Source organism: Cryobacterium sp. SO1 (assembly GCF_004210215.2).
Taxonomy (GTDB): domain Bacteria; phylum Actinomycetota; class Actinomycetes; order Actinomycetales; family Microbacteriaceae; genus Cryobacterium.
In genome coordinates, this window is sequence record NZ_CP067394.1 from 2,831,138 (window position 1) to 2,857,365 (window position 26,228).

Sequence of the window (26,228 nt, forward strand, 5' to 3'; positions counted from 1 at the left end):
CGCCTGACCCGCGCAGCACGTCGCATCCGGCTGCCGCTGGGCCCGGGCGGCTGCCGCAGTGCCCGGGTGGCATGCCACCTCTGCCCGCCGCCCAGTGGCGCTTTCACGCGATACGCGGGCAACGCGCCGCTGCGCGGGTGGCGTGCCACCCGCCTATCGGCGCCTGACCCGCGCAGCACGCCGCATCCGCCGGACGGGCCACGCGGGCAACCCAGGCAACCCGGGCAACCCGGCCAACCCGGCCGGGGCCCACCTGCCGAACTAGACGGCGACCTTCTCGGGCTCCGTGTAGTCCTGCCGGGCCTGCTCCACCGCGGCATCGAACTCGGTGTCGATCTCGGCGGACGGCTTGTAGGTGGCGAAGGACACCACCACGGCCACGAGCAGGCTGGCCGCAAAGCCGGGCACGATCTCGTACATGGTTGCGCTCAGCGGGGAGTTGCCCCAGATGAACACGACCACGGCACCGGTGACCATGCCGGCCAGGGCGCCCCAGGTGGAGAGCTTCTTCCAGTAGAGCGAGAGCAGCACGACGGGGCCGAACGCGGCGCCGAAGCCGGCCCAGGCGAAACCGACGAGCTCCAGGATGGTGGCGTCGCGGTTGAGTGCGATCAGCCCGGCCACGAGGGCCACCAGCAGCACGCCGAGACGGCCGAGCATGACCATCTGCTTGGGGCTGGCATCCTTCTTGCCCACGATCTTGTAGAGGTCCTCCACCAGCGCCGACGAGCAGACGATCAGCTGCGACGAGATGGTGCTCATGATGGCGGCGAGCACCGCGGCGAGCACCAGGCCGGCCACGAACGGGTGGAACAGGATCTGCGAGAGCAGCAGGAACACCGTCTCAGGGTTCCCCAGAGTGACGTCGGGGTTCTGCTGGAAGTACGCGATGCCGATCAGCGCGGTGGCGACGGCGCCGAGCGCGGTGAGGATCATCCAGCCGATGCCGATGCGACGGCCGGCCTTGGCGTCCTTGGGGCTGCGCAGCGCCATGAAGCGCACCAGGATGTGCGGCTGGCCCACATAACCCAGGCCCCACGCGGCGGCGGAGATGACGCCGAGCACGGAGCCGCCGGCGGTGAAGGAGAGCAGGTCGGGGTCGACCTCGCGGATGGAGTCGATGGTGGCGCCGAGGCCGCCGGTTTCGCCCAGGGCCACCACGGGCACCACGACCAGAGCGGCGAGCATGAGCAGGCCCTGGGCCACGTCGGTGAGGGTGGCGCCGAGGAAGCCGCCGAAGAGCGTGTAGAGCAGGGTGACGCCGGCGACGATGAGCATGCCGGCGAGGAAGGTGGAGCCGAACGAGTTCTCAAAGAACACCCCGCCGGCGACCATGCCGGAGGAGACGTAGAACGTGAAGAACACCAGGATGATCACGCCGGAGACCACGCGCAGCAGCCTCGAAGTGTCTTTGAGCCGGTTCTCGAAGAAGCTCGGGATGGTGATGGAGTTGTTCGACACGGCCGTGTACGAGCGCAGCCGGGGGGCCACGAACTTCCAGTTCAGCCAGGCGCCGATGGTGAGGCCGATGGCGATCCACGCCTCCACCAGGCCGGATACGTAGATGGCGCCGGGCAGGCCCAGCAGCAGCCAGCCCGACATGTCGGAGGCGCCGGCGCTGAGGGCCGCGGTGCCGGGCTTCAGGCCACGGCCGGCGAGCATGTAGTCGTCGAGGTCTTTGGTTTGACGGAAGGCGAAATAGCCGATGGCGAGCATCCCGACGAAGTACAAAACAATCGCTATGAGCTGAAAAGTCTGGTCTGACATTGTGTCCTTTAGATCGTGTTTCCGGCCTGCGGGCAGGCGGATGCCGCGTAAACGGACAAGAGAAGTCGCCCAGTCTCACACACCTTGCGGGTTTCTGTGAAGTCTCACAGCGCGGATGCGCGCCGCCGGCACCCCGCCGATCCCAGTCATAGCCCCGGCCGCGCACAACTCCTGCAGTTTTCCGGCCGCGAGCCGCGGATGCCCGTAATTGCGCGGCATCCGCCGGTCGCCGGCCCGAAAATGCAGGAGTTATGCACCCGCCGGGCGGGCTGGCTCGGTGCGGGTAGTGGCCCGGCTACCGCACCCCGCTCATCGACTCGTGGATGGGCCGGGTAAACAGCGCCACCAGGATCCTGGTGCGGGGCCCGCGCGGCTCACCGCACAGAAAAGACCGCTGCCGCCGTGAGGGGCCATCATGCTCTGGCCGGTCCCGCTGTGGGTGGCCGGCCTCTAGGGCATCGTGGGCGGCTGGCCGGGCGCGATCGTGTTCGCGGTGTTCGCGACTCCCGTGGTTCCGTAAGCCGCAGAGTGGGCCGTGCGGGAACTATTCTGAGGCCAGGTTGTCCGCCGTGAGCAACCGGGCGTCGGTCTGGGATGCCAGTTTTTTGTCGAACGTCCACAGCGGCGCGTTGCCGGAGATGTGGGCGGCGGCGACGAGGTAGCAGTCCTCGAAGGAGAGTGTCGGGTGCTTCACGTAGTCGTCGAACGCCAGCTCGAAGAGTGCCTTGTTGCCCCCGATGGCGGGCTGGTGGAGCAGGCCAAGCACAGCCTCCGACTGCTGCTCCCGAGTCAGGCCGTAGGCGCGGCCCAACACGAAGATCGTCTCGACAAACGCGGTATCGGACACAACCAGCTGGTTGCCATCCCGAAGCAGCAGGAGCGCCATCTCGTGCTGATCCGGAACATCGTTGAGGAGCAGCCGAAGGAGGATGTTCGCGTCCACGGAGCCCGACGACAATGTCACGCCTTCGTGTCTTTCCCCCGGTGTTCTTGGTAATAGGCGTCGACTTCTGTCACTGGCGCCCGGAGTTGCGCGTACGCGGTGACACGGGCACTCAACTGCTCGATGTCCGGCACTGGCGAGATGGTTATGGACCGGTTGGACTCGTCCACGGTCACCTCCATCCGTGCGCCACGCTCCAGTCCCAGAGCGGTCCGCATAGCGGCCGGCAGGGTGAATTGGCCCTTGCTGCTGAGCGTCACAACCGTCTTCATGACTTACAAATTACGCTCGGTAAGACGAGCATTCAATAGTAAGTGGCGTCGCACCGTCGCCGCACCTAGCTCGACCGCTGCCGCCGTGAGTAGTCGCTCCAACGCAAACCGCCAGTCAATGCGCTCCTGCTCCAGCCGAACATCGCCCTCCGACCGGATGCGACCGAGCGCACGCTGCTCTTCGTCCGTCAGAGTCGGATAGGTCCCGGCGGCGGCCTTCGGTTCCGGCACCCACAGGTCCCGGTAGGCCAGCAGCGTGTCCTCGTCCATGAGCACACTCGTCACATCGTCACAGCCCGAGCGCAGGACATGCAGAATCGAGAAACCGTCCGAGTCCAGGTCGCCCCAGTAGACCACACGACCGTGCCTGATCCAGGGGATCAGCGCGAGCCGGTTCACCCCGTAGCCGCTCCCGTGCACGACCACGGCTCCCGGCAGGTCGGGCATCGAGAACATGGTTTCGAGATTCTCGAACACGAACACAACGTTCGGCGCCACATCCAGTGCCGCCAGCTCATCGACCGGCGACACCACGTCACGCAGTCCCCCGGGCCGGAGCGCCGGGTCGAGAAACCGCACCCGCACCAGGTTGGGCGCGTCGAGCAACCCCAGCGAGAGCCGGCCGCTGACCGCCGCGTGCAGGCTCTCCACCACCGACCGATGACGCTCCAACCATTTCGTGTCGATGCCGCGGATCGGCAGCTGCCGAATCCGCCAGCCGGATGCCGGGTGCTCGGCGAGCCAGGCCACCACCTGGATCAGGGTGGCGAAGTCGGGCTCGGAGAGCCCCTGCAGGGTTCGGGCCTGGGTGCGCACCGCGCCGGCCAGGGCAGCCGTGGATGCGGCCCGATCGGAGAACTCACCGCGGAGCACGGCCGCGCGGTTGCGCAGCAGCCGCCAGTCACGCCCGGCTGAGCCGCCGGCGAACGCCGCGATGGCATCCGCGCCCCGGAGTACGCATCGTTCGGGCACGGACTGCGCGCCCACCCGTGACCACTGTCGGCCGCCCCAGGCGACCTTGAGGGCCGCGTCGGCGGCATCCGCCTGCTGCCACGTGCGCACCCACTCGATGGCCCCGCCCTGGTCGGCGAGCGCCGCCCGCTCGGTGGGGGGATGCAGCACGATCTCGAGCCGGGCTTCGCTGCCGCCGACGGCCGCCCAGTCCCGTTGCTCCGCGAGCACCTTTTTCAGAGCCCGCCGGCGAGCCTCGGCGACGGTCACCATGCCCCGAGCGGCAGCCATCACGCGCCCACGTCGTGCCGGTACACGACGGCAGCCGTGCGCGAGTCCCGTCTGGTGGTGTTGGTGATCGAGGTGAGCCCGCCCACATACGGTTCAATCGTTTGCAGCAGCTTCTCCGGGGTGGCCAGGATCATGTGGAAGCCGAACTCCACGAACACGTCCATCGCCATGCGGGTGTACCTGCTGTCGGCCTTGTCGAAGGCTTCGTCCAGGATGATCGTGGCGTACGAGGGCAGATCGTCTTCGTCGGCGGCGAGCTGGTAGCGCAGCGCCGCGGCCAGGCAGAAGATCACCAGCTTCTGACGCTGCCCGCCGGAAAGCCCGGCGCTGGAGTCGTGCACGTTCATGACCCGGCCGGCCAGGTCGATCTCACTGGCCATGAAGGTGACGTGCTGACGCGTGTCCAGGCAGCGCCGGCTCCAGGCCAGGTCGGCGTGGTCGGTGGACGCCAGACGCTGCATCAGCCGGTTGAGCACGGCGAAACGCTGTTCGGCGGCGGCGAGGGTGTCTTCACCCCAGGCGCCGTCGACGACGGTCTTGAGGTCGGCCATGAACTGCAGCACCTCGGGCGCGCGCCGGATCTTCACGTCGATCCGCAGGTACCGTTCCACGTCGAAGCGGGACCGGCCGAGCGAGAAATTGACCGGTTCGATGCGGTCGGCGACGAGTTTGGGGGCATCGCGGATGTCCGAGGCCAGGTGTCCGATCAGGTCCCGTGACTTGTCCCGCAGCAGTTTGAGGAAGTTGCCCTCGTGCTCGGGCAGACCGCGCTCGACGATGCCCGCGAGCAGCGCCGTGTAGCCGCCGCGGTCGTCAATGGAGGTGGTGAGGTCAGCTGTCGCCGCAGGCCAGGTGGACCTGAAAACGCTGGCACCGGCGACGAACTCCGATTCGGCTCGGCGCAGCATCGTTTGGGCGAGGTTCGCCTCCTTGTACAGCGCCTCGCTGACCTTGCGACCGATGTCGCCGATGGTGCGACGGTCGATCTTGCGTTGCACCGAGCGGTACCGCGTCTCCAACGCGGCGGTATCCGCCTCGTGAAGCAGGGCATCCTGACCACGGCCGTCGAGATCACGGATGAGCTCGGTCACCTCACGCAGCGTGGCGGCGCCCTGGCTGAGTTCGAGCGCCGTCGTCCGCGCGTGGGCCTCGGCCTCGCGGAAGTGCTCACGAGCCTGTTCTTCGGCGCCGAGTGCGTGCTGCAGCTCCACGTTGTCGGTCGTGAGGGCGCGCAACTGGCGGTGCCGCGCGCGCACCAGTTCGTCGGCAGCGGCCCGGTCGAGTTCGGTCCAGTCCTGGCTCAGGGCACGCTCGAAGACGGTGCGCCGCTTGGTGGCGGCGTCGCGCACGGACTGCGCCACGGTGAGGCGGCTGCCGGCCTCCAGCCGTCGCTGTTCCGCCGCGCGTCGGCGTTCCAGCAGCAGCTCGATCTTGGCCTCGTTGTCGGCGCCCAGAATCCACTGGGAGCGGTCGTCGATGCGGTGACGGTCGTTCTTCTCGTAACGGCGGGCTGACTTCTTGATCTGGCCGCCGATGGTCACCCCACGCTCGACCCGGTTGAGCTCATCCGGGTGGTCCACGCAGGAAACGTCGAACTCGGCCGCGGTCCGCGCCAGCAACCAGTCGTGGAAGGGCCCGTCGCTGACCCGGATGCGGTGCAGCAGAGAATTCTCGGACCGAGCGGCCCGTGGGGCGTCGGCGATGGCCGGGACGGCTTCGAACACCAGTCGGGCCCCGAGGTGGCGGGCTTCAACGCGCCGGCGTACCTCCTGCAGGTGGTCGTCCCGCACCAGCAGCGCACTGGCGAGCGGGAAGAGCACCCGTTCGATGGCACCGCCCCAGTTAGCGAACGCGGGCAGCACCTCGATGAGTTCTCCCGCGAAGGGCAGGGCCGTCTCGGTGACCCCGAGTTCTTCGGCCAAGCGTTTGCGGGCCTGCAGGAGCGCGGCCGGCAGGTTGCTCCGCCGGTTGCGTAACTCGGTCAGCTCCCGGTCGATGGTGCCGAGCTCCGTGCCCGCGTCGAAGTACTGCTGGTTGTCGTCGTGGTCGTGGGCGGCTTCCGGGGGCGATTCCGCCAGCACCCGCCGCGACGACTCCTGGAATTCGGCGAACTCCTCGCCGGTCTGCGGGGCCGGATCAACGCCCACCCCCTTCAGCTCCTCTGCGAACCGGGCGAAGTCCTTGGCGGTGCGCTCGGCCGCGGAAACGGCGTCGGCGACCCGTTCCTGCGCCTGCGCGGCGTCATTGCCGCCGAGCTGGAGCGACCGCCGTTCGGCGACGCGCAGGGTCTCGTCGGCTTCGTTACGCGACGCATCCGCTCGCCGGGATTCGTCGGCGGCCCTGGCCTGCTGCGCGAGCAACAGCCCGCGCTCGTCGGACGCGAGGCGCAACGTCAGCTGGGTCTGGAAGGGGTCGATCAGGGCGCTGAGCCGTTCGGCCTCCGCGGTACTCGCCGCCGCGGCTTCGTAGGCGACGATCGACGCGTCGAGCCGGGTGAGGTGCTCGGCCTGTTTCCGCAGCTCCACCACGTGCTGGTGGGCCTGGTTGAGCTCACCGAACTGTTCCACGGCGTTCTTCGCCCGGGCGAAGGTGGCCGGTTCGTCGAGCATGAAGTCGCGGAACAGCTGATCGAGACTGCCGAGGTTCTTGGCCGACTGGGTCTTGTGCAGCAGCTGCAGCGCGTTCTGGCTGCCGATGCCGAGCAGACGCCGCAACCGGGTGTAGAACGGAGCGTGCGAGCCCGTTGTGGTGACCACGGCGTCGGGCCAGGCGCTCTTGATGCGACGGGCTTCGATGCCGGATGCGACGTGCTCCCGGAAGTCGAGCAGGCCCACGTCGACCCGGTCGATGAAGCAGGCGTCCTTGAGGTCGGCCTTGTCGACGCTGGACCCCCGCAGGTGGAACAGGCGCACCAGGGTGACCGGCGCGTCCCGGTCGTTCTCGAACCGCAGCAGGATGCCGCTCCAGGTGGCGCGCGTGCGCAGGTAGGTGCTCACCGCGCGATCGAGGCTCTCATCGGCCTCCTTGCTCCAAGCGCCGCGCACGTAGCTCACCAGGGTGCGGTCGTCGTTGCGGCTGCTGGAGTCCTGCGCGGCGGCGTTGAAGCGCAGCCACTTGTCGGGGGTGAGCACGGTGCCGATGGCGTCGAGCAGCGAGGACTTGCCCGAGCCGGATGCCCCGGTGAACAGGTGGCCCTTGCGGGCCACGTCGATGCGGTGGTGCCCGTCGAAGGTGCCCCAGTTGACCAGCTCCACCCGCGCGAGTCGCCACTGGCCCACGTGGACGGGGCCGTTTGAGGAGCCCTGCTCCGCGGTATCCGGTGTGTCGTCGAGGCCGGGCATCTCCAGCATCGTCATGAGGTCATCCCCTCGGTCTGGTCGGTGTCGGCGCTGTCCGCGCCGGCGGGGTCAGCATCCTCGGAACCACCGACATCCCCGAGCACACCGGAGCCTCCGGTCTCGGCGATGCGCCGGTATTCAGCGCCGACCGCTGCGATCTGGTCGGCGTCCACGATGAGTCTGAGCACCGGGGAGATCTCGGCCCGGTCCTCGGCGCCGGCCTGGTGGATCACGCGGAGGGTGTTCTTCATTTTGAGCCAGGTGGCGTTCAACCGTTTGTTGAAGTCGCTCTCGTCGCGATCCGGTGTGCGGTAGACGCGCAGCTGTTCGAAGACGTCCTCCCGGCCCACGATCACCCGGCCGTCGCCCTCCCCGGCCAACAGCATCTGCCGCAGCACCAGCAGCATCGCGGTGTCCAGGAAGGTGAGCGCGGCCGTGCGCACGGCGCTGGGCACCTTCAGCTCGTCGGTGCTCACGTTGCGTACGAACGCGAACTCCCCCACCCGGTCCACGATCAGCTCGAGGAACAACTCGTGCAGCCTCGACCGGATGCCGGCCTCGTCGGCCAGGAGCGCCGACCAGAGCGCGGGCGCCTTGACCCCCGAGAGGTACGGGCCCTTGATCAGTTCGAGCAGCGCCCGCCGGGCCTGCTCGCCGATCACACCGGTGTCGCCGGTCCAGAGGCCGGGCGCGGCATCCGTGTCGCTGCCGGTGGTAGGCGCACTGCCGGTCGCGGTGCTGAAGGTCTCGGTCACAGTAGTCTCCCCGTGAAACGGTAGGTCGGAATGTCGGCGGCCCGCGCGACGTCGTCGGCGCCGTGCCAGCGCACGGTCTCGATGCCGTCGGCGGCGGCGCCCTGGGTGGCGGCGAGGGTGAGCAGACCCACGACGCTGGCCACACCCTGGCTGGCCGGATGCCGCGCGAGCACGTCGCCCACGGTGCAGTGCTCCACCTCGGCCAACAGGGTGTTCACGTTGTCGGCGAGCTCGGCGAAGTCGATCTCGGTGGCGCGGGCCAGGGCGCGCAGGGCCTCGAGGTCGGCCACGCCGGGCACATGCTCCACGATCAGGGCTGTCGCGTCGAGCTCGGCCGGGTCGTGCAGGTGGATGGCTCCCACGCTGCCGAGCGCGACCGACGACAGCTCGAGGTGCAGGCTGGTGGGCTGGTACGGCTTCGTGTGCCCGGATGCCTCCACGCCGGCGGCGAGCGTCGTGCGCAGGAGGCCTCGCAGCACGCGGTCACGCTGGTAGTCCTGCGACTGCACGTAGCGGCGCAGACCGCGCGCGAAGGTCGTGATCACCTCGTGGATCTCACCGCTGTGGTCTTTGAGGGTGCCGATGAAGCGACGCAGGTAGCGTCGCTGGGCCGGGCTGAGCTCGCCGGCGAAGCCACGGTCGAGCACCCGGGCGATGTCGTCGTCGAAAGCGCTGCCGACCACGGGGTCGAGCACGAGGGCGGAGAACCCGGCGAAGCTGCGCCCCTCGTCGGACTCGCCGATCAGGTCGACGCCGCGGAACACTTCGTCGAGAACCGCGCGTTGGCTATCGTCGGATTCCACGATCCGGGCCCTGAGATCGCGGTTGAGGGTCTCGAACTCGGCGCGCACCCGGGCGAAGTCCGAGGGGATCTCCTCAGCCTGGGACAGGATGTCGCGGATGCGCTCCAACGCCCGGGCGTCGTCGAGGGTGTCCAGCGCACCGGCGTGGATGCGTTCGATCTGCGCGTCGATGCGGTCGCGCTGGGCGTGCAGCTGCTCCAGTCGCCGGGTGGCGTCCGGGTCGGTTTCGATCGCTAACTGGCCCAGCTGCACGCCGATGCTGGCCAGGCGCGATTCGGTCACGGTCTGCCGGGGAGCAGCGAGCTGCTCGAGGAACCGGATCGCGCCAAGGGCTCCTGGCGAGAGTTCGAAGGTCTCGCCGCGCGCCGCGTCGGCGGGCCGCCGGGTGAGGTACCCGGCCTTCCGCCACTCGGCGCAATAGCCCTGCCCGCTCAGCGGCAGAGTGAGCCCGTGCGCGCGCAGCCCTTCGAGGTCGTGGTCGATGAGTTCGTGCAACTCGTCGGTGGGCAACCGCCGGTCTTCGCCGCCGAGATGCTCGGTGAGCAACGCCGCGATCACTGGAGCGTTGTCGGCGCGCAGCAGCTGCCAGGTGGCATCCGTGTCGACCAGCTGCCTCAGCGCATGTGTCTGGCTCAGTGCGGACACGCGGCGAATCTCCTTCTCATGGGTGCGGGAGGGGCCGGGTCAACGACCAGCGGCTCAAAAACATCGTGCCTGCAAACGACACTAGCGACCAAAGCACCCTCTCGAAACCGTCGGCGCATCCAGCCACAGAAGGCGCATTCAGGCCCGGCTCGAGCGGCAGGCCGAGCGGCAGGCTGATCTGCGGGTGGGAGCGCGCCTGCACACGCGCGCCGGCTCAGGCCCAGCTGGTGAGCGCGGCCTGGGCGAGTCGCCGGGCGGCGGCCGAGTCCAGTCCCCGTGCGGCCGTGCCGCGCGCGGGCAGCAGGCTACCCGTTGCCGCCCATCCGAGCACGCTCCGGGTCTCTGCCGCCTCGCTCAGCGCGGCGTCGTTGCCGTACCGACCACGCCCGCCAAAACTCCAACCCACCATCGAGCTGAGCAGATCCAGCGACTCGCGGGTGTGCTCCCACGACCCTGCCTCATCGGCGGCGACCAGCATCAGCAACAGCAGCCCACAGTCGCGGCCCCACGCGTCACGCTCAAGCGGCAGACGTTCGGCCACGTGCTGCCACAGCTGCACCGGTGCCGTGCGGAGCTGCGCCCCCCGCTTGGTCAGCACCAGGTCGCCCCGGAGCTTGCGCACCAGGCCCAACCGCGTCACCGCCTCCCGCAGGATGAACAGCGGGTAGGTCTGCGACTCCCGGTTGGCGCCTCCCCGCCAGATCTTTTCGGTGTCGAGCTCCCGCATCAGCGCTTGCACCCGCGCGGGTGGCAGGTAGCCGGCACTGGTCAGACGGATGCCGTCGCCCACCTGCCCGAGGAACGTACGGATCACCGCCGTGGCCGCCTCGGCCTCGGCCACATCGATCGGGCTGGATTCCGCTGCGCGTGCCGAGGCCAGGTACCCGGCCAGGTGGCGTTGCGCATCCGGCCCCACGTTCGCAAAGAGGCCGGCCAACGGCGACGGCGTGCCGGCGGCGCCGGTCAGGCCACCCAGCCAGTCGAGCGCGTCCGCCGAGCCCGCCAGGCGGTCCAGGCCCCGGTTGATCTCGGCCAGATCGATCTCGTCGACGAACCCGCGCAAGCCCATGTCGAGGGCCACCTCCAACTGCTCAGGGTAATTCGGAGCGACGGTTCCCGCAGCCACGGCGAGCAGCTGCTCCCACCCGTCGATGCCGCCCACGTCTTCGGCCGCACCGCGGCGCCGGCCGTCGATGCAGCGCACCGCAGCATCCTCGGCCGCCAGCGGCGCCACGGCTTCGACCTTGATCGTGTGGTTCCAGCCATCGCCGAAATCGTAGGTGTAGTGCAGCGAAGCGCCCTTTTTCGCCAGCAGCTGGTCGAGCCGCAGCTCGCTTTCCAGCACGCCTTCGTCGCCCTCCTCCACGTCGAACGAGGTCAAGATCCCCTGCGTCGCGCGGGCGAAGGGATCGGCAGAGAGCGAGAACCTGTGCAGATGGCTGTCGGTCCAGCCGAAGGCCGTCTGCAGCACGTCGTGCAGCACGTCGAGCGTCAGGTGCGACGGCATGGTGAGCCGGCGCCAGATCGGCGGGTGGGACCCGGCGAGGGCGACGCGCAGTCGAAACTGCACTGGCGTCTCTGGCGGCGTGAGCAGCGGCAGCGGCTTCAACGGTGCATCCAAGAACCCGCGAACCCCGGCACCGGGCTCCCCCATCAGGGCGCGGATGAGGTCCTCCGATCCCGCACCTGACGTGGCGGCGTCGAACCTCGCCTTGAAGTCGGCAAAGTCGGTCACGTTGGCGGGCTCGGAGTCGGGGTTGGCCGGATTTGTCATAGCGACAGGTTATTCGATCGTCGTACGGTGCAGTTTCGCTCGAGCCGCTACCACTCAACCGGCTTGGGCACCAAACGCCAGCTGCTGCCAGACTTAGTTTCATGTGCCCACCAGAAACAAATCGGTCCACGAACGTGCCCCACACTCTATCCGTCGTTTCGCCCACCGAGGCATCCGCCGAGACCCTCGCCCAGGCGCACACCCGTATCCTGGCGATGTTCCGCAGCCGGCGAAAAATGATCCGCTGGGATGCCGTCTCCGAGTACCTCGACCAGGCCTACGTCGGAGTGGATGACCTGCGTGTCGCGGCGGAGCGCTGGGGCAGCGCTGCCGTGATCCCCACGACCGAAAAGGCGCTGTCCAGCGTCGTCACGGTGGTTCTGCGCGCCCACAACTCCTACGACGAGATCGGCGACCTCGTGCGCGAACTGCTCGCGCTGCACGCCGATCTGTGCACCGACGAGCCGCCGCAATCGGGCACCCTCGTCGACTGGCTCATCGACTTTCGCTTTGACGGCACCCAGTATTTCTTCGAGCCCGACATCGCCGCCTACACCGATGCCCTCGGCCCGCACGGCCTCGCTCTGCTGGGTTCACGCCTGCACGCCCTCGAGGCGGCGCTGCCCCCGCGGACCAAGAATTGGGACAGCGCCCGCTGGTTGATCGGCCACTACCGGGAACGGGCCGCCGTCGCGGGCGGCGACCCTGACGAGGTCGTCGCCAGCTTCGGCGAACTGACCCGCTCGTACCGCCTGCACGCCCTGGCCCAGGCTCTGGTTGAAGTCGGCGACATCGACGAAGCCATCGCCTACGCCGAGCGCGCCACGCTTCTCGAGACCACCAAACAGGCCGAGCAAGCCGGCCAGTACTGGTGCGAGCTCCTCAGTGAAGAGTGGCCGCACGAAGACGAACTCGCCGCCCGGCGGCTGGTCTTTGACCGGTGGCCGTCGGCCGAGAACGCGCTCGCCCTGGCGCGGACCGCCGAGGACGAGGCCAGCGCCGTGGAGTGGACCTCGCTCGCCGAGGCGGTCTACGCGAAGCTCGAGACGCAGCATCCGCGCGAACTCATCACCACCCTGCTCGGCCGGGGTCTTGTCGACCGCGCCTGGGAGTCGGCCGAGCGACTCACGACGGACCCGGTGTTGTGGACCGCGCTCGTGGCCGCCCGGGAGAAGACCGATCCGGCCGTCGTGGTGCCGGTGCTCATCCAGCTCATCCAGAAGGATCTGGAGGTGGCCAAACCGCAGAACTACAAGTCCGCGCTCGCCCGCCTCCGTCAGCTGCGCCGGGCGTTGAAGGCGACGGATGCCAGCCCGCTATTCACGATCCTCATGGACGAGTTGCGCGAGGAGAACCGCCGCCGCCCGACCCTGATCCGGGCCTTCGACCGCGCCGGTTTCTAGACCTCACGGGGCCCGCCGCCGGTCTACCCGGCAGGGGCATCGGGGCGTGCTGCCGGATGCCCGCTACCGCGGCCGCCGCAGCCGAATGGGCCCCTTGGCGGTCGACGGGTCCACCACGGAGCCGCCTTGCGTGATCTCCAGGTCCCCGCGGGCGACCATCCGCCGGGCGGCCCGGCGGGCCGGCTCCATCAGGTCGCGCCACTGGTCGTCGCCGATCGCCCGAGCCGCGTCGGACGGGCAGATCGAGGCATCCAGCGCCCGGGCGGCGAGCAGGGTCGCGATGGTCTCCTCCAGGCGCAGATCGGTGTCGTCGATGCGGTGGGAGCGGCACGCGTCGGAGCAGTACTTCACCGCATCCCAGTTCTTGGCCCATTTGGCCCGCCACTGGATGCGCCGCCCGCACGATGCGCAGGTCTTGTCGCCCCGGTCACCGGCGGGGTCCGACTCGGCGGGGGTGCGTTGACGGTGGGCCATGCCTTCTATCTTGCGGGATGCGGCCCGGCCCGTGGGTGCGCTGCGGGTGTGCGGCCCGGCCCATGTGTGCGCCGCGGCCCGTTGCACTTCGTCGAGGCGCGGTCATCCACACGACCCGCGGTCATCCGCACGAGGCGCGGTCACGGCATCCGGACGCCTCGCGTCGCGCCCGGGGAGCTCGCCGCACCCCGTGCAGGCCACCGCGCCCGCTCTAGCGGGCACGGTCATCCGCACGAGGCGCGGTCACGGTATCCGGACCCCTCGCGCCGCGCCCGGGGAGCTCGCTGCACCCCGTGTGGCCCAGTGCGCCAGCTATAGCTGGCGCATCCAGCCACACGGGGCGCAACCGGCCACACCTGGCGCACCGGCGACGATCCAGCGCCGGCCCGCGCCTCGAATCGGCCCCTACTCCCCGGCCGACACGTCGATGAGCACCTTGCCCACCACACCGCTCTCCACCAGCGCATGCGCATCCGCCGCCTGCGCCAGGTCCGTGCGGTGCAGCGGCAGCCCCGCGTCCTCCCCCACGGCGAGCGCGCCATCGATGAGGGCCGCGTTGATGTCCTCGGCCGCCGCCCGAATCTCCTCCATGCCCACGGTGTAGAGCAGCACAAACTGGTAGCGCACATTGAGGCTGAAGTGCTTCCGCACATCGAGGGTCATCTGGTCACCGCCGTTGTTGGCGTAGACCGCGATCGACCCGCGGTTGCGGATGACGGCCAGGTCGAGTTCGGAGTTCTGGGCCGGAGCGACCTCCACGATCAGATCCACCCCGTCCGGGGCGATCGCCCGGATCCGGGCGACGACATCCGGATCGGTGTAGGTGAGCACGTGCTGCGCCCCGGCTGCGGTGGCCAGCGCCGCCTTGGCCGGTGAACTCACGGTGGTGATGACGGATGCCCCGGCCCACCGGGCAAGCTGAATCGCGGCATGCCCGACCGCACCGGCCCCGCCGGCCACGAGAACCACTTGGCCGGCCAGCGCTCCCGGGCTCAGCCGCCGCGGGCCGTCCTCGGCCACGGTCAGCGCGCGATGCGCCGTGATCGCCGGCACGCCCAGGCTCGCGCCTTGGTCAAAGCTGGCGTTGGCCGGCAGCGGGAAGACCCGTTCGGCGGGCAGTACGGCCTGCTCCTGAACGGATCCACTGTTCGCCCGCTGGTACGCGGCGAGCGCCAACCACACGCGGTCGCCCGCCGCGACGTGGTGCACGCCCGCGCCGATGGCATCCACGATGCCGGCGCCGTCCTGGCCGGGCACCACATCGTCGAAGGGCAGTTTGTCGCCCGGCGCGGAGCCGCGACGCGACTTCCAGTCGGTGGGGTTCACCCCGGCGACCACGATCCGCACGCGCACCTCGCCGGCACCGGGGTCGGTCACCGGCCGATCGACGAGCTGAAGCACGGACGGGTCACCTGTCTGGCTGTACACAATGGCTTTCATATCAGGGGCAACACCGGCGCGGGTGGAATGTTTCCCGGTGTCGCCCATTGGGCGGCACGGCCCAGCTCGCAGGTGCCGCGCGCCACTTCTCGGGTTTCGCGGGGTCAGGCGCCGCTTTCGCCGGTTACGCGGGCCAGGCGCCGCTACGCGGGTGGCGCGCCATCCGCGTAGCGGCGCCTGACCCGCGCATCGCCTCGCGGAGCCGTACCGGCAGCCGGAGCGCGCGGATCACGATGGCCTTCGCTGCCAGCTGTTGAGTGCGATCGGTTCGGTCGAAGAACGCCTCTCGCCAGCGCGCTGTGGTGAGGTTCGCGTGGCGAACCAGGTCACGGATGTCTGCCAGCAGCGCATCCGTTCGGTCGAATTCGTGAGTCATCACGTGTCGCCGTCTCATGCCGGGTTTATAGCTCCGAGCTATGAGGCGGGGTGGGTGCAACTCAGCCGCGACCCTGGCCGGGCTGCTCCGAGACGCTCAGATCGAGCAGAACCTCGTTGCGCCGCAGGAACGCGGGCTTGAACGGTGGGTCGAACCGGGCGAATCGCGGACGGCCGGTCGCCGTGAGTCCGGCGCCAGCCACAGCACGGCGCAACTCACCCAGGTGCCGCGTGTATCCGTCCTGGGTCCAGCGACCGCGGTAACGGATGACCGCGACGAGACTCTCCGGCACTGCGCGCAGGTGCACCTCGGGGCTGGTCGGCCGTGGTGCCGTGTCGATGCTGAGGCCGGCGGGAAGGACAAAAGCCACCCGGAAGCTCCCGCCCGCCGTGCTGTCGGCACCGGCATCGGCATCGATCTCGGCATCGGTCTCGACGGCTTGCTGCACCACCGGGGCGGTCATCGGGATGCGCGACGACGCTGCATCCTGCACCACCGGCGCCGTCATCGCGACCTTCGTGCGAAAGACGTTTTCTCCGCTGATATACGCGAACAGGTACCGGAAGGCCCGATTGCCCGCGTCATCGAAGGCCCCTCTGACGACAACCTCGGCCAGCACATGCTCGGGGTAGCGCCGCACCTCGAAAGTGTCGTAGCTCTGCACGAGATCGTAGGGCTGCTGTTCGGTCACACGACCACGCTACTCCGCTCTCCTGACTCCAGGTCGGTCGTGCGGCAGGGGATTCCCGGCGCGAACGGGGTTCGGGCCGCGCGGGTTGAACTAGTGCACCGCGCGGGTCGAAAACCCCTCGGCGCGGGTCGAGAACCCCTTCGGGGCGGGTTAAGGCGCTCGGCGCGGGCAAACGGCCTTCGGCACGCGACGAAAGGCGCCGCCGCGCGGGTCGAAAAACCCCTCAGGCGGGGTAGGCGCCGCTATGCGCGTGGCGCGCCACCAGCACACCGGCGCCTACCCCGCACATCGCGCCTACCCCGCCACATCGCGCCTCGGCAGGGTGCTCACCCCACGGTGCTCACCCCACGGTGACGCCCACGGCGACGCCCCACGCCGACGCCCCACGGTGCTCACCCCACGGCGACGCCCCACGCCGACGCCCCACGGTGCTCATCCCACGGTGACGCCCCACAGTGACGCCCACGGTGCTCACCCCACGGCGACCGCCCACGGCGAGAACGGGGCACCCCGGTCGCGCACACCACGCGCAACCCGGCGCCCCCTCGCGGGAAACCTACTTCCGCGCCTCGAACCACACCTGGGTGAACCCGCCGGCGGCGATGAACACCTTGCCACTGCGCGCATCGCCCTTGCCCTCAGGCGCGTCGGCGACCGGCTGCCCGGTGGCGTCGAACGCCTGCTGCACGAGCTGCGTGCCGCGCGGCACGTCGATGCGGCGCTCGGAGTCGGCCGTGTCGGCGCTCACGAAAAGCGTCGAGTCGCCGGCCGGCCCGGTCACCGTGACCGTGGAGATCAGCGGCTGGATCAGCAGGGCGTCCAGCTGCACCGCCGCATCCGTCGAGCCGACGACCTCGGTCGAACGGCCCGGCAGGGTGTTGGTCAGCGGCAGGGGTAGCAGCTGGCCGGGCGCCTCGGTGACGCCCTGTTCACCGGCGCCGCCGTTGGCGGTGGTTCCGAGCGACGCCGACTTGCCCGTGCTCCAGGTCGTGATGCCGGCCGGGTCGACGGCCTGGTTCACGATCGGATGCACCCGGCGGGCCTGGTCGTCGGCCGGCACCGTGATGCGCAGCGTGCCGCCCGCGGCCAGTTCCACGTAGGCGCCGCCGGACCAGTTGGCCTCGCCCGTCCAGGCGGAGGCCGGCGTGGTGACCGTGCCGCCGGTGACAACCCCGGACTCGGCCTCGACCACGCTCAGCCCGTGCGTGCCCACCGTGGCGTCGACGCCCAGGGCGGCCGCCTTGAGCTCGGGGTGAGCGTCGAGCGTGAGCATCGAGAACAGCGCGTGGATGGTCGACTCGGCACCGGAGTTGGTGTTCACCCGGCCGTCGCGTTCGATGCCGTCGATCGCGGTGCCCGTGGCCGGGTCGTACGCCGGCAGGCCGCTGCGATTCGCGCCGAAGTACCAGCCGGCCGTGATCGCGGCCACGTTCAGCAGCCCCGGGGCATCCGCGGCGTCGGCGGTGGCGACCAAGCTCTGCAGCCGGGAGTCGACGCCGTACGCGATCTGCGCCTCACCGGGGGTCGGCGACCAGGCGTTGTCCGGTCCGCCCGCGGCGAGCAGCTGCGGGGTGAACTGGGCGGTGTCCTGCACCGCGGCGGCGAGCAGCGCCGGGTCGTCGAGCACCTCGGATGCGACCGCGGCCGCCGCGGGGGCCAGCCCGCCCCAGGCGTGCCACAGGCTGGGCGACTTGGTCCACGGCATGATCGCGCCGAACGGCCAGTCGCCGCCAGCGCCCTCCACGGTGGACATCGCCGCGATGCCCTCGCTGAGCTGGGCCAGCGCGGTCTCGGCGGTGGCGGCGGTGGGCCCGGTGGCCCCGGCCTGCAGGTACGCGGCGAGGCCGAGCACAGCCTCGGCCGAGGCATCCGCCCCGTCGGCGATCAACCAGGCCGGCACCTGGTCACCGTCAGCCACGTCATACGCGGGATACTCGCCGAGTGACCCGCGGTTCAGCGCGGCCAAGCTCAGGTCCAGGCGCTCCTCGAGGAACGCGGCGAACTCGGGGTCTTCATCCACGAACGCGGCGTAGCCCTCGCCGAGCGCCCACACCGTGCGGGCCAGCCAGTAGGACTCCGCCGAGTCGCTGGGGTCGGGCAGCTCCACCGGCTCGGCGCTGGGATTCAGGCTGCCGTTGGCCTGCTGCCAGAGCACCACGTTGCCGGCGCCCGGCCCCTCGGCGGTCTGCAGGTAGGTGAGCGAGCGCAGCGTCTGAAAGGCGTGGTCGCGGCTTTCGGTGTCGCCGGTCTGCTGCCAGTGCCGCAGGTAGACCACCGCCGCGCGGGAGGTATCGTCGGCGTTGAACGCGCCCTGCGTGTAATTCCCGGTGGCCGGGTCGAGGTCGCCGCCGCCGATCGGCGTGTAGCTGCCGTCGTCGTTCTTGTCGGCGTAGGTCCACGGCGCCTCCACCACCGGGTCCTCCGCGGCCCGGTAGGTGGTGTGCCCGGCGAGCACGGGCAGCGGCACCTCAGCCAACAGAAAATTGAGGTGGCTGAGGTTGGTCAGCGGGGCGGATGCGTCGGCCGCCGGCAGCGTCGCCGGGCCGCTGCCCGCCGTCGGGGCGACCGCCGAGGCCGGGGCGATCCCCAGCGCGCCGGTGCCCACGAGGGCGACCGACAGGGTCGCGGCCAGGGCGAACCGGCCCGCCCGGGAGTGGGTGCATGGATAGGAGCTTGATCGGACTTCGTTGTACGTCATGGGTCAACTAAACCGGTTAAGTTGGGCCGAGTCAAGAGTAAATCTCACTTCGACCGCCGTAACGGATGCGCCGCGGTGACCCCGACCGCCCTCCCGCGACACACGGGGTGAACCTGTGACACCCGGGTCGAAGCGCTCAGCACGCCCGCCGCGGTGCCCGCACCTCCTACCGGTCACCGCAGCCGCTATAGCGGGTGCGGTCGCCCATCCGGGGTGCGGCGACGGCGTTCCGGGTGAGAACGACGCGCACGTTGAGAGCGTCCCCGGCGGTCCTGCCCGACCGGGGCCGGGTCAGTAGGCGTCCTTGCGGTGATCCACGGTCAGGGCAAGGACAACCATCGTGTCGTCCCGAATCTGGGCGAGAATGCGATAGTCCCCCACGCGGTAGCGCCACACGCCGGAGTGGCTGGCAGTCAAGCCTTTCCCGCGTTGGCGTGGATCGTCGAGGTGTTCGACGCCTTCGAGGTACGTCAGAACTCGCCGCTGCACAGCGCGGTCCAACCTGCGGAACTGACGATCAAATTGCTCGGTGGTCTCAACGTGCCACCGGGCGGTCACAAGTCAGACTCGGCCTTCAGCTCCGAGAGCGGTCGGGAGCGACGGTCGGCTGCCTCAAAAGCATCCACTGCCTCGTCCGCCACGAAGGCATCCTCAAGGTCGGTCAGATGCGCGCGGAGTGCGGCTCGCACATAGAAGCTCTTGGAGCGCCCCGTGCGCTGCGACAGCTTCTCCAGGCGCTCTTCTTCATCGAGCGTGAGCCGGATCGAGATCGTCACGGTGCCACCTCCATAGATAAGACATGTTTACACAAAGGATACGACCATCTCTAAAGTCCGTCCAGTCTCTGCCCGAGCAGCCGGGCTGCCGGCCACTCACCGAGCATTCGCCGGGCTGCACCCTGCCGGGGGCGAGTTCCCGCTGATCGCGAAGTCCCCACAGCTGAGAAACCGGGCCTGGTTGGCGCCGAGCACGTACGACGCGATGACGATGCCGAGCACGACCACGGCGATGAGCCACTTCGACCGCAGCGGGGTGCCTGCCGCGAAGTCGGGCCACACGATGCGCACCAGCACCCACAGGGTGAACGGGATGCCCACGATCACGGCCGCGAACGCCGCCAGGTCCAACAGGGCGATACTGACATCGGTCACCGTGTCGTGGGCGACGAAGCTGAGCAGCAGCCAGACCGAGGGCAGCAGCAACAGACCCGCGCGGGCAAGCCTGCCGCGCAGGGGACGCCGCTCGACGAGCACGAAGACCAGGGCGGCAACGGATGCGGCCCAGAGCGCCAGGATATCGTCGAAGAAGATCTCGCCCCAGGCACCCAGGGTGAACGCCGGCCACCAGGCGATGGCGGCCATGCCCACCATGATCACCCCGGTGGGCACGTCGCGGCGCCGACGGTCCTCCGTCACCGCCACATCCGATGTCTCGCGCACGCCTGCACGGTAGCCGGGGCCCGGGCTCCTGCGATAGGGCGCCGCGGCGCCGTCGCCAAACTCAGTGCGCTGTAGCTGCACGGTAGCAACGATCCTCCCCGCCCCACAAGTCGTCACTTACGCCGACTATCAATCCAGAGGGAATGCGTGGATGGTTGCGGGCGTCACCTCGACACGGAAGGTGCACAATGCACATGACATCTGAATCGCAGATGAAGAAGCTAATCTTCGCACTCCCGCTCGCACTCCTCCTTGGTTTCGGCGCCCCGGTGGCCGCCAACGCTGCAGCGGAAGCGCCTCCGACTTCGGCTCTCCCGGCCTCGGAGACGGCCAATCTGGAGGCGCTCCTGGCTGCTAGCCACACCGGCGACCACACAAGTTTCGACGCCGCACTCGCGTCGACGCTCGGGGCATCCGACGCGTCCATCGTTGAGTACTCCACGTCGTTTGTGGCCGCGGGCGGTACCCTGGCCGACGTGACGACAGCGCACGCATCCGCTCTCACCCAGGACGCCGCCACCGAAGGGCTCGCGGCCCTTGCCGCCTGCGAGGGAACCAGCGGCTACACCGGATTGTATTGGTTCGGTTCGCAGGTAGCGCTGGATTCGTGCGGCACGAGCGCCTTCATCAACGGGGTGGGCATCGCGGCTGCGGGAGGCGGCGTCTACGCCGCCGCGTCAGCGCTGACCGTCGCCGGTCTACCCGCTGCGGCTGTGGTCGGCGTGGTGGCTGCTGTCGCCGCACTCGGCGTGGGCTTCTTGAACATCTGCCGTGATGCCAGCGGCACCGGATCGATCTATCTGAACGGCGGCAGTCCTCTGGCACCGCCGACATGCTGGGGGCAGTAATGAGTATCGCAAGAAGCCTTGTCGTGGCCAAGGTGGTCCTGTCAATTGCAGTGCTGGCTTTGGTTGTGACTGCCGGATTGCTCGTGACCAGCTTCATCGCCGGTGTCGATACGGAGACCGGCGCGCAACTCTCGCGGACGGGCTCCGGGCTCACGGTCGGCATGGTTGTGATCGTGGTGCTGCTATCCGGCTGGATCGTCCGTCTCCGTCGCCACCAGGACTAGCCGAGCACCCCGACAATCACCAGCAGGCCGAGCTGCGCCGTGAGCGCCGCCGACGGTCCTCGTCACCGCAGCATCCGGTGTCTCTTGCACGCCCGGGCACCTGTGCGATGGGGCCCCGCAGCACCCGCCCAGCGCACGGCTACACCGACCAGGGTCGCTACGGTTGCGGAGTGGGCGCAGTTGCAGGCGCGGGCGCCACTGCCGGCACGGCCGCGGCAGCGACCGGCACCGGCACCGGCCCGGCAGCCGCACCCGCACCCGCACCACCCCGCGGCCGACCGAGCCGCCGCCCACGCCGCCGCCGGGACGCTCCCCCGCGCCCGTAAACCAACCACATGGTGAACGCCATGATGATCATCAACAGCACCGTGTACACGAAGGTGATCGACATGGCGTCGAGGTTGTTCTCCCCCTCGGTGCTCGCCCGAATAGCGAGACCCAGCGGCTCGTAGAGCGGGTGGTAGAGGAACACGGCCGCGTCGTAGTCATCCAGCAGGCTGTTGAAGTTGAGCGCGGTGATGGCCGCGGCGGTGGGCAGCACCAGCGGCACCAGCACGGTGCGCAGGGTGAACAGCGGGCCGGCGCCGAGGATGCGCGCGGCATCCTCGAGGGATTCGGGCACCGACGCGAACGCCGCCTTGAGCAGCCGCAGCGTGAACGGGATCTTGATGATCACGTACGCCACCAGCAGCAGCATCGTGGTGCCGGTGAGCACCTGCCCGCCGATCAGCGGGTTGGGCCGGTCGAAGGTCATCACCAGCGCCAGCGCAATGAGGATCGTCGGCAGGATCCACGGGATGTGCAGCAGGTATTCCAGCAGCGATGTCACCGGGTTCCGGTGTTTCTGGAACACCCGGGCGACGAACAGCATGCCCAGCACCACGATCAGCGACGCCAGAGCGCTATAGACCACGCTCACCACAAAGGGTTTCAGCACCGCGGGGGTGCCGAACACGGTGGCGTAGTTGGCCAGCGTGAAGGCGTCCCAGGTGATGGTGCCGGTGCTGATCGCGGTGGCCTCGAGAAACGAGAACAGCACGATCAACAGCACCGGCAGCGCGTAGATCACGAACAACACATACGCGACCACGTGCACGAGCACGTTCGCCACCGGGTTGCGGATCGGCTGCTTCTGCAACGGGGTGGCCACCTTGGCCACCGAGAAGTAGGTGCCGCTCTTCTCCACCCGGTTCATCATCGCCAGCAGCACGATCGTGGCCAGGCCCAGGATGATCGCCAGCAGCGCGGCCAGGTCGCGGGAGCCGCTGCTCTTGGAGAAGGTGAGGATCATCGGGGCGATGGTCTGGAAGTCGGTGCCGCCGAGCACCAGGGGCGCGGTCAACGCGCCGAGCCCGGTGAGGAAGGTGAGCACGGTGACGGCGAAGATCATCGGGCGAAGGGCCGGCAAAACGATCCGCCAGAGGATGCGCCAGGTCGACGCGCCCATATTGCGGGCGGCTTCGATGGTCTGGTAGTCGATCTTCGCCAGCGAGGAGCCCAGGAACAGCATGTGGTTCGTGGTGGTGGCCAGGGTCATCACCACGACCACCGCGAAGTAGCCGGAGAACCAATTCGGGTCGATGTCGGGGACGACGTTCCGCACCGCGTTGGTGATGAAACCGTACTTGCCGTAGATGAAGTTGTACCCGGCCGCCAGCACGATGCCGCCGTAGATCAGGGTGGTGGCGTAGCCGAGCCAAAGCACCCGGGAGCCGCGAATGGTGAAGTAGTCGGTGACCAGCACGATGAAAATGCCCACCACGTTCACCGTCACGGCCAGGGTCGCGGCCAGCGCGAAGCTGTGCCAGAGGCTGTTGATCGCCCGCTCGGAGCTGACCAATTTCTCCAGCGCCCGAAAGCTGATCGTCCCGTCGGGAAAGAAGGTGCTGATCAGCAGGGTGGCGTTGGGCAGCACGAGGAAAGTGGCCACGAACCAGACCAGTACCACCAGCACCACGACGACGAGTGGGGAGCGGAGCATCGCCCGCCAGGAGGAGTTACGCATCCGATGCCCCTAGTACTGCAGGATCGACGACGGGTCGATGTAGAGCTGCGCCTTGGCACCCGGCGCGAGCGGCAGCGCCCCGTTCTCGGGAACCAGCGCCCGCAGCCGGCTGCCGTTGCTGTCGATCGTGTAGGTGCTGTGCGAGCCCTGGTAGACCCGGTCAGCGATCACGCCGTCCAGCCGAATGGATGCGCCGCGCGCCGGCGGCTGCAACCCCACCTTCTCCAGCCGCAGGTAGGAGCTCTTCCCGGCGGCGAGGAACTCCCCGCCGCTGCCCCGCAGGTGCTGCAGGAACTCGCCGGAGAGCCGGTTCGTGGCGCCCACGAACGTGGCGACGAACTCGGTGGCCGAGCGGTTGTAGATCTCCTCCGGGGTGCCCACCTGCTCCACCACGCCGTGGTTGAACACGGCGATCCGGTCGCTCATGGTGAGGGCTTCCTCCTGGTCGTGGGTCACGTACACCGTGGTGATGCCCAGCTCCCGCTGCAGGTTCTTCAGCTGCTCGCGCAGCTGCACACGCAGCTTGGCGTCGAGATTGGAGAGCGGTTCGTCCAGCAGCAGGATGCGGGGCTTGAGCACCAGCGCCCGGGCGATGGCCACCCGCTGCTGCTGACCGCCGGACAGCTCGGACACGTTCTTGGTCAGCTGCTCCGGGGTGAGCTCCACCTGCGCGGCGATTTCGTCGACCAGCCGGTCGGTTTCGGCCTTCGCCGTCTTCCGCACCTTGAGGCCGAATCCGATGTTCTCCCGCACGCTCATGCTGGGAAACAGGGCGTAGTTCTGGAACACCATGCCCACGCTGCGCTTCTCGCTGGGCAGCTTGCTGGCCGCCTTGCCGTCGATGTAGATCTCCCCCGCGCTGGGCTCGATGAAGCCCGCGAGGGTGCGCAGCGCCGTGGTCTTGCCGCAGCCCGACGGGCCGAGCAGGGTGAAGAACTCACCCTGCTCCACCCGAAGGTTCAGCTGCGGAATGGCGACCTGCTCGCCGAAGGTGACCTCGATGTTCTCGAACCTGATCATGGTGATGCTCTCTCGTGCGGTCTTCGACGGGCAACGGCGGCCTCGGGTGCCGGCGAGGGATGAGCGGAGTGCGACCGCCGGTTACGGCAGGTACTCGAGCTCGGTCTTCTCCACCCAGGAGCCGATGTTCTCGCGGGTGAGCGCGTAGTCGATGTCCTGCTTGGGCAGCGACTCGATCAGCTCCACCACCTCGGGCAGCGCCTCGGCGCGAGCCTTCTCGTTCACCGGGTACGACGCGAACTCGGCCGCGAACTTGCCCTGGGTCTCGGCGCTGCCGAACCAGTCGATGAACTTCTCGGCCGCGGCTTCACGCGGGGTGCCGGCGATCACGGCGATCTGCTCGGTCACGTACGGCACGCCATCCGCCGGGCTGATCACGCCGGTCGTGGTGCCGTACTCGGCGTCACGGCTGGTGATGCCGCTGGACGGCAGCACGCCGAAGTCGACGTCGCCGCGGGCCATGCGGGCGTACAGATCGGTGCCCTCTTCGGAAGGCGAGCCATTCGCGTAGTACTCCTTCACCTGGTCCCAGCCCTCGTCGGAGACGCCGAGGTCGCCGTCTTCGTCGAGGTACGGCGCCAGCAGGCCGGCGAGCACCAGCTGCGGGGTGGCCTGACCGAGGGCGGTGTTCACTTCGTAGCGGCCGTCGTAAGCGGGGTCCTGCCACAGGTCGGCCACCTCGGTGGGGGCGTCGGCGGCGGGGATCTTGTTGGTGTCGTAGACCGTGACGATGGCCTGCTCCACCAGCGGCCAGAACAGGCCGTCCTTCGGGTCGCCGGACTCCTGGTCGACCTCGGCCGACCACGACGGCTCGTACGCGCTGACGGCCTCTTCGTCTTTGAGGGTTTCGAAGAACATGTTGTTCAGGCCGAACACCACGTCGCCCACCGGGTTGTTCTTCTCGGCCACGATGCGGTTGGCCAGGTCGGCGCCGCCCAGGCCCACGATCTCGATGTCGATGCCGGCTTCCTTGGCCTGCGCGGTGACCCATTCGCCGCGACCGTCGCCGTTGGAGTTCGTGTAGACGATCAGGGTGCCACCGGCGTCGCCGCCATCACCGGAGCCGGCGTCCGCCATGGCACACGACGCCAGCACCAGGGTGCTGAGGATGAGGGTGGCAACGGAGGCCGTCTTGAAGGTGCGCTTGTGCAATTGTGTTCGTCCTATTCCAGGCCGCGAGGGCGCCGAGGGCGCTCACCGGCCGTATCTGCGTCTGGCAATCGTCACTTCACGCTACGGCGGTGCGAAACCGGCCCCTGTCCGTTCGAGTGACTGTTCGCCTCGTGTTTGTTCGTTGTACATCGGCGGATGGGGCATCCGATTCACACCGATCGAGGGCGCCGCATAGCAATAGTGCCGGGTTTATAACGTGTCATCTTCCCTTGACCCGCTCCCTCCCGGGGGCAGAGACTCAACGGGTGAACCGGATACGCCCATACGAACCGAGGGACCTCACCGACCTCTACGAGATCTGCGTGCGCACCGGAGCGTCCGGCGGCGACGCGACGGGCCAGTACGAATCGGACAACCTGCTCGGGGACATCTTCGCCGCCCCGTACGCGACGTTCGAACCGGAACTCGCGTTCGTGGTGGACACCGGCGACCGGGTCTCCGGCTACCTTGTGGGGACTGCGAATACGAGCTCGTTCGTAAAGCAGTACCGCGAGGACTGGCTGCCCCGATTCGACGCCCGATATCCCCTCGTCGAACCGGCGGTGACCGCTAACCAGAAGATGGTCGCACGCGGCCACAACCCGGATTCGATGATCACTCCCGGAACCGAACTCTTTCCGGCACACCTACACATCGACCTGCTCCCTCAGCTCCAGGGCCAGGGCTTGGGCCGAATCCTCCTGCGCACGCTGCTCGCCGCGCTGCGGGAACGTGACGTGCCGGGAGTGCACCTCGGCGTCGGCATCCACAACCTCGGGGCGAGGGCCTTCTACTCGCGGGTCGGCTTCCGCCCGCTCCCGATCGACCCGACCAACGAGACCGTACTCGGCATCCGCACCGACGCGGAGATCTAGGATTCTGCAGGCGGCAGGGAAGCCGACAAGGCGTGCCGGCAGCG

The 26,228-nt window shown here is 68.9% G+C and carries 23 protein-coding genes; 4 read left to right on the forward strand and 19 right to left on the reverse strand.

The features are described from left to right. Positions 1–261: 261 nt before the first annotated feature. The 8 genes from putP to BJQ95_RS13390 form a co-directional block, all read right to left on the reverse strand. A complete protein-coding gene (gene putP, locus BJQ95_RS13355) occupies positions 262–1,767 on the reverse strand; it encodes a sodium/proline symporter PutP (protein WP_130178736.1) in 1,506 nt (501 codons plus the stop codon). A 544-nt stretch (positions 1,768–2,311) separates the two neighbouring features. Beyond that, entirely contained in the window at positions 2,312–2,731 is a 420-nt protein-coding gene (locus tag BJQ95_RS13360) for a PIN domain-containing protein (RefSeq protein ID WP_165385004.1), read from the reverse strand. Beyond that, the gene (locus tag BJQ95_RS13365) at positions 2,728–2,982 is read right to left on the reverse strand and encodes an AbrB/MazE/SpoVT family DNA-binding domain-containing protein (protein WP_165385003.1); all 255 of its coding nucleotides are present in this window, start codon (positions 2,980–2,982) and stop codon (positions 2,728–2,730) included. The genes BJQ95_RS13360 and BJQ95_RS13365 overlap by 4 nt, the downstream gene beginning before the upstream one ends. Before the next feature lie 3 nt (positions 2,983–2,985). Continuing rightward, positions 2,986–4,224: a Wadjet anti-phage system protein JetD domain-containing protein gene (locus BJQ95_RS13370; RefSeq protein WP_130178734.1), complete on the reverse strand. Its 1,239-nt coding sequence runs from the start codon at positions 4,222–4,224 to the stop codon at positions 2,986–2,988. Further along, positions 4,224–7,580: an ATP-binding protein gene (locus tag BJQ95_RS13375; RefSeq protein ID WP_130178733.1), complete on the reverse strand. Its 3,357-nt coding sequence runs from the start codon at positions 7,578–7,580 to the stop codon at positions 4,224–4,226. Before BJQ95_RS13375 ends, BJQ95_RS13370 begins: the two co-directional genes overlap by 1 nt. Beyond that, the gene (locus BJQ95_RS13380) at positions 7,577–8,317 is read right to left on the reverse strand and encodes a DUF4194 domain-containing protein (protein ID WP_130178732.1); all 741 of its coding nucleotides are present in this window, start codon (positions 8,315–8,317) and stop codon (positions 7,577–7,579) included. Before BJQ95_RS13380 ends, BJQ95_RS13375 begins: the two co-directional genes overlap by 4 nt. Then, positions 8,314–9,765, reverse strand: coding sequence for a DUF3375 domain-containing protein (locus tag BJQ95_RS13385; RefSeq protein ID WP_130178731.1), 1,452 nt, complete (start codon positions 9,763–9,765; stop codon positions 8,314–8,316). The genes BJQ95_RS13380 and BJQ95_RS13385 overlap by 4 nt, the downstream gene beginning before the upstream one ends. 214 nt (positions 9,766–9,979) lie before the next feature. Further along, positions 9,980–11,539: a plasmid pRiA4b ORF-3 family protein gene (locus tag BJQ95_RS13390; protein ID WP_130178730.1), complete on the reverse strand. Its 1,560-nt coding sequence runs from the start codon at positions 11,537–11,539 to the stop codon at positions 9,980–9,982. Between the two features lie 134 nt (positions 11,540–11,673). On the opposite strand from BJQ95_RS13390, the gene BJQ95_RS13395 reads away from it, so the two are divergent. After that, the gene (locus tag BJQ95_RS13395) at positions 11,674–12,942 is read left to right on the forward strand and encodes a hypothetical protein (protein ID WP_130178729.1); all 1,269 of its coding nucleotides are present in this window, start codon (positions 11,674–11,676) and stop codon (positions 12,940–12,942) included. A gap of 63 nt (positions 12,943–13,005) precedes the next feature. On the opposite strand, the gene BJQ95_RS13400 is transcribed toward BJQ95_RS13395, so the two are convergent. The 8 genes from BJQ95_RS13400 to BJQ95_RS13435 all read right to left on the reverse strand — a co-directional run bounded on the left by BJQ95_RS13400 (position 13,006) and on the right by BJQ95_RS13435 (position 20,060). Continuing rightward, positions 13,006–13,416 carry a DUF2256 and DUF3253 domain-containing protein gene (locus BJQ95_RS13400; protein ID WP_130178728.1) on the reverse strand — a complete coding sequence of 137 codons (411 nt, stop codon included), beginning with the start codon at positions 13,414–13,416 and terminating at the stop codon, positions 13,006–13,008. A gap of 405 nt (positions 13,417–13,821) precedes the next feature. Continuing rightward, positions 13,822–14,856 (reverse strand): NADPH:quinone reductase, encoded by a 1,035-nt coding sequence (locus BJQ95_RS13405; RefSeq protein WP_130178727.1) that lies wholly within the window; start codon positions 14,854–14,856, stop codon positions 13,822–13,824. Positions 14,857–14,980: 124 nt separating this feature from the next. Further along, the gene (locus tag BJQ95_RS13410) at positions 14,981–15,250 is read right to left on the reverse strand and encodes a hypothetical protein (protein WP_130178726.1); all 270 of its coding nucleotides are present in this window, start codon (positions 15,248–15,250) and stop codon (positions 14,981–14,983) included. Between the two features lie 43 nt (positions 15,251–15,293). Then, a complete protein-coding gene (locus BJQ95_RS13415) occupies positions 15,294–15,923 on the reverse strand; it encodes a heme-binding protein (RefSeq protein WP_130178725.1) in 630 nt (209 codons plus the stop codon). 556 nt (positions 15,924–16,479) lie between these two features. Next, positions 16,480–18,621: a hypothetical protein gene (locus tag BJQ95_RS13420; protein WP_205750204.1), complete on the reverse strand. Its 2,142-nt coding sequence runs from the start codon at positions 18,619–18,621 to the stop codon at positions 16,480–16,482. Positions 18,622–18,912: 291 nt separating this feature from the next. After that, entirely contained in the window at positions 18,913–19,179 is a 267-nt protein-coding gene (locus BJQ95_RS13425; RefSeq protein WP_130178724.1) for a type II toxin-antitoxin system RelE/ParE family toxin, read from the reverse strand. Then, the gene (locus tag BJQ95_RS13430; RefSeq protein WP_130178723.1) at positions 19,176–19,397 is read right to left on the reverse strand and encodes a DUF6290 family protein; all 222 of its coding nucleotides are present in this window, start codon (positions 19,395–19,397) and stop codon (positions 19,176–19,178) included. The genes BJQ95_RS13425 and BJQ95_RS13430 overlap by 4 nt, the downstream gene beginning before the upstream one ends. 96 nt (positions 19,398–19,493) lie before the next feature. Next, positions 19,494–20,060 (reverse strand): hypothetical protein, encoded by a 567-nt coding sequence (locus BJQ95_RS13435; protein WP_240694877.1) that lies wholly within the window; start codon positions 20,058–20,060, stop codon positions 19,494–19,496. A gap of 194 nt (positions 20,061–20,254) precedes the next feature. Here BJQ95_RS13435 and BJQ95_RS13440 point away from each other — a divergent pair, with 194 nt between their 5' ends. Beyond that, a complete protein-coding gene (locus BJQ95_RS13440; protein WP_130178722.1) occupies positions 20,255–20,908 on the forward strand; it encodes a hypothetical protein in 654 nt (217 codons plus the stop codon). Positions 20,909–20,931: 23 nt separating this feature from the next. After that, a complete protein-coding gene (locus BJQ95_RS13445; RefSeq protein WP_130178721.1) occupies positions 20,932–21,132 on the forward strand; it encodes a hypothetical protein in 201 nt (66 codons plus the stop codon). Positions 21,133–21,289: 157 nt separating this feature from the next. Here BJQ95_RS13445 and BJQ95_RS13450 read toward each other — a convergent pair whose 3' ends face one another. The 3 genes from BJQ95_RS13450 to BJQ95_RS13460 all read right to left on the reverse strand — a co-directional run bounded on the left by BJQ95_RS13450 (position 21,290) and on the right by BJQ95_RS13460 (position 25,309). Then, a complete protein-coding gene (locus BJQ95_RS13450; RefSeq protein WP_130178720.1) occupies positions 21,290–23,137 on the reverse strand; it encodes an iron ABC transporter permease in 1,848 nt (615 codons plus the stop codon). Positions 23,138–23,146: 9 nt separating this feature from the next. Then, entirely contained in the window at positions 23,147–24,157 is a 1,011-nt protein-coding gene (locus tag BJQ95_RS13455) for an ABC transporter ATP-binding protein (RefSeq protein ID WP_130178719.1), read from the reverse strand. An 81-nt stretch (positions 24,158–24,238) separates the two neighbouring features. Further along, positions 24,239–25,309: an extracellular solute-binding protein gene (locus BJQ95_RS13460; RefSeq protein WP_240694876.1), complete on the reverse strand. Its 1,071-nt coding sequence runs from the start codon at positions 25,307–25,309 to the stop codon at positions 24,239–24,241. Between the two features lie 266 nt (positions 25,310–25,575). On the opposite strand from BJQ95_RS13460, the gene BJQ95_RS13465 reads away from it, so the two are divergent. Then, positions 25,576–26,184, forward strand: coding sequence for an N-acetyltransferase (locus tag BJQ95_RS13465; RefSeq protein WP_240694875.1), 609 nt, complete (start codon positions 25,576–25,578; stop codon positions 26,182–26,184). Positions 26,185–26,228 lie beyond the last annotated feature (44 nt).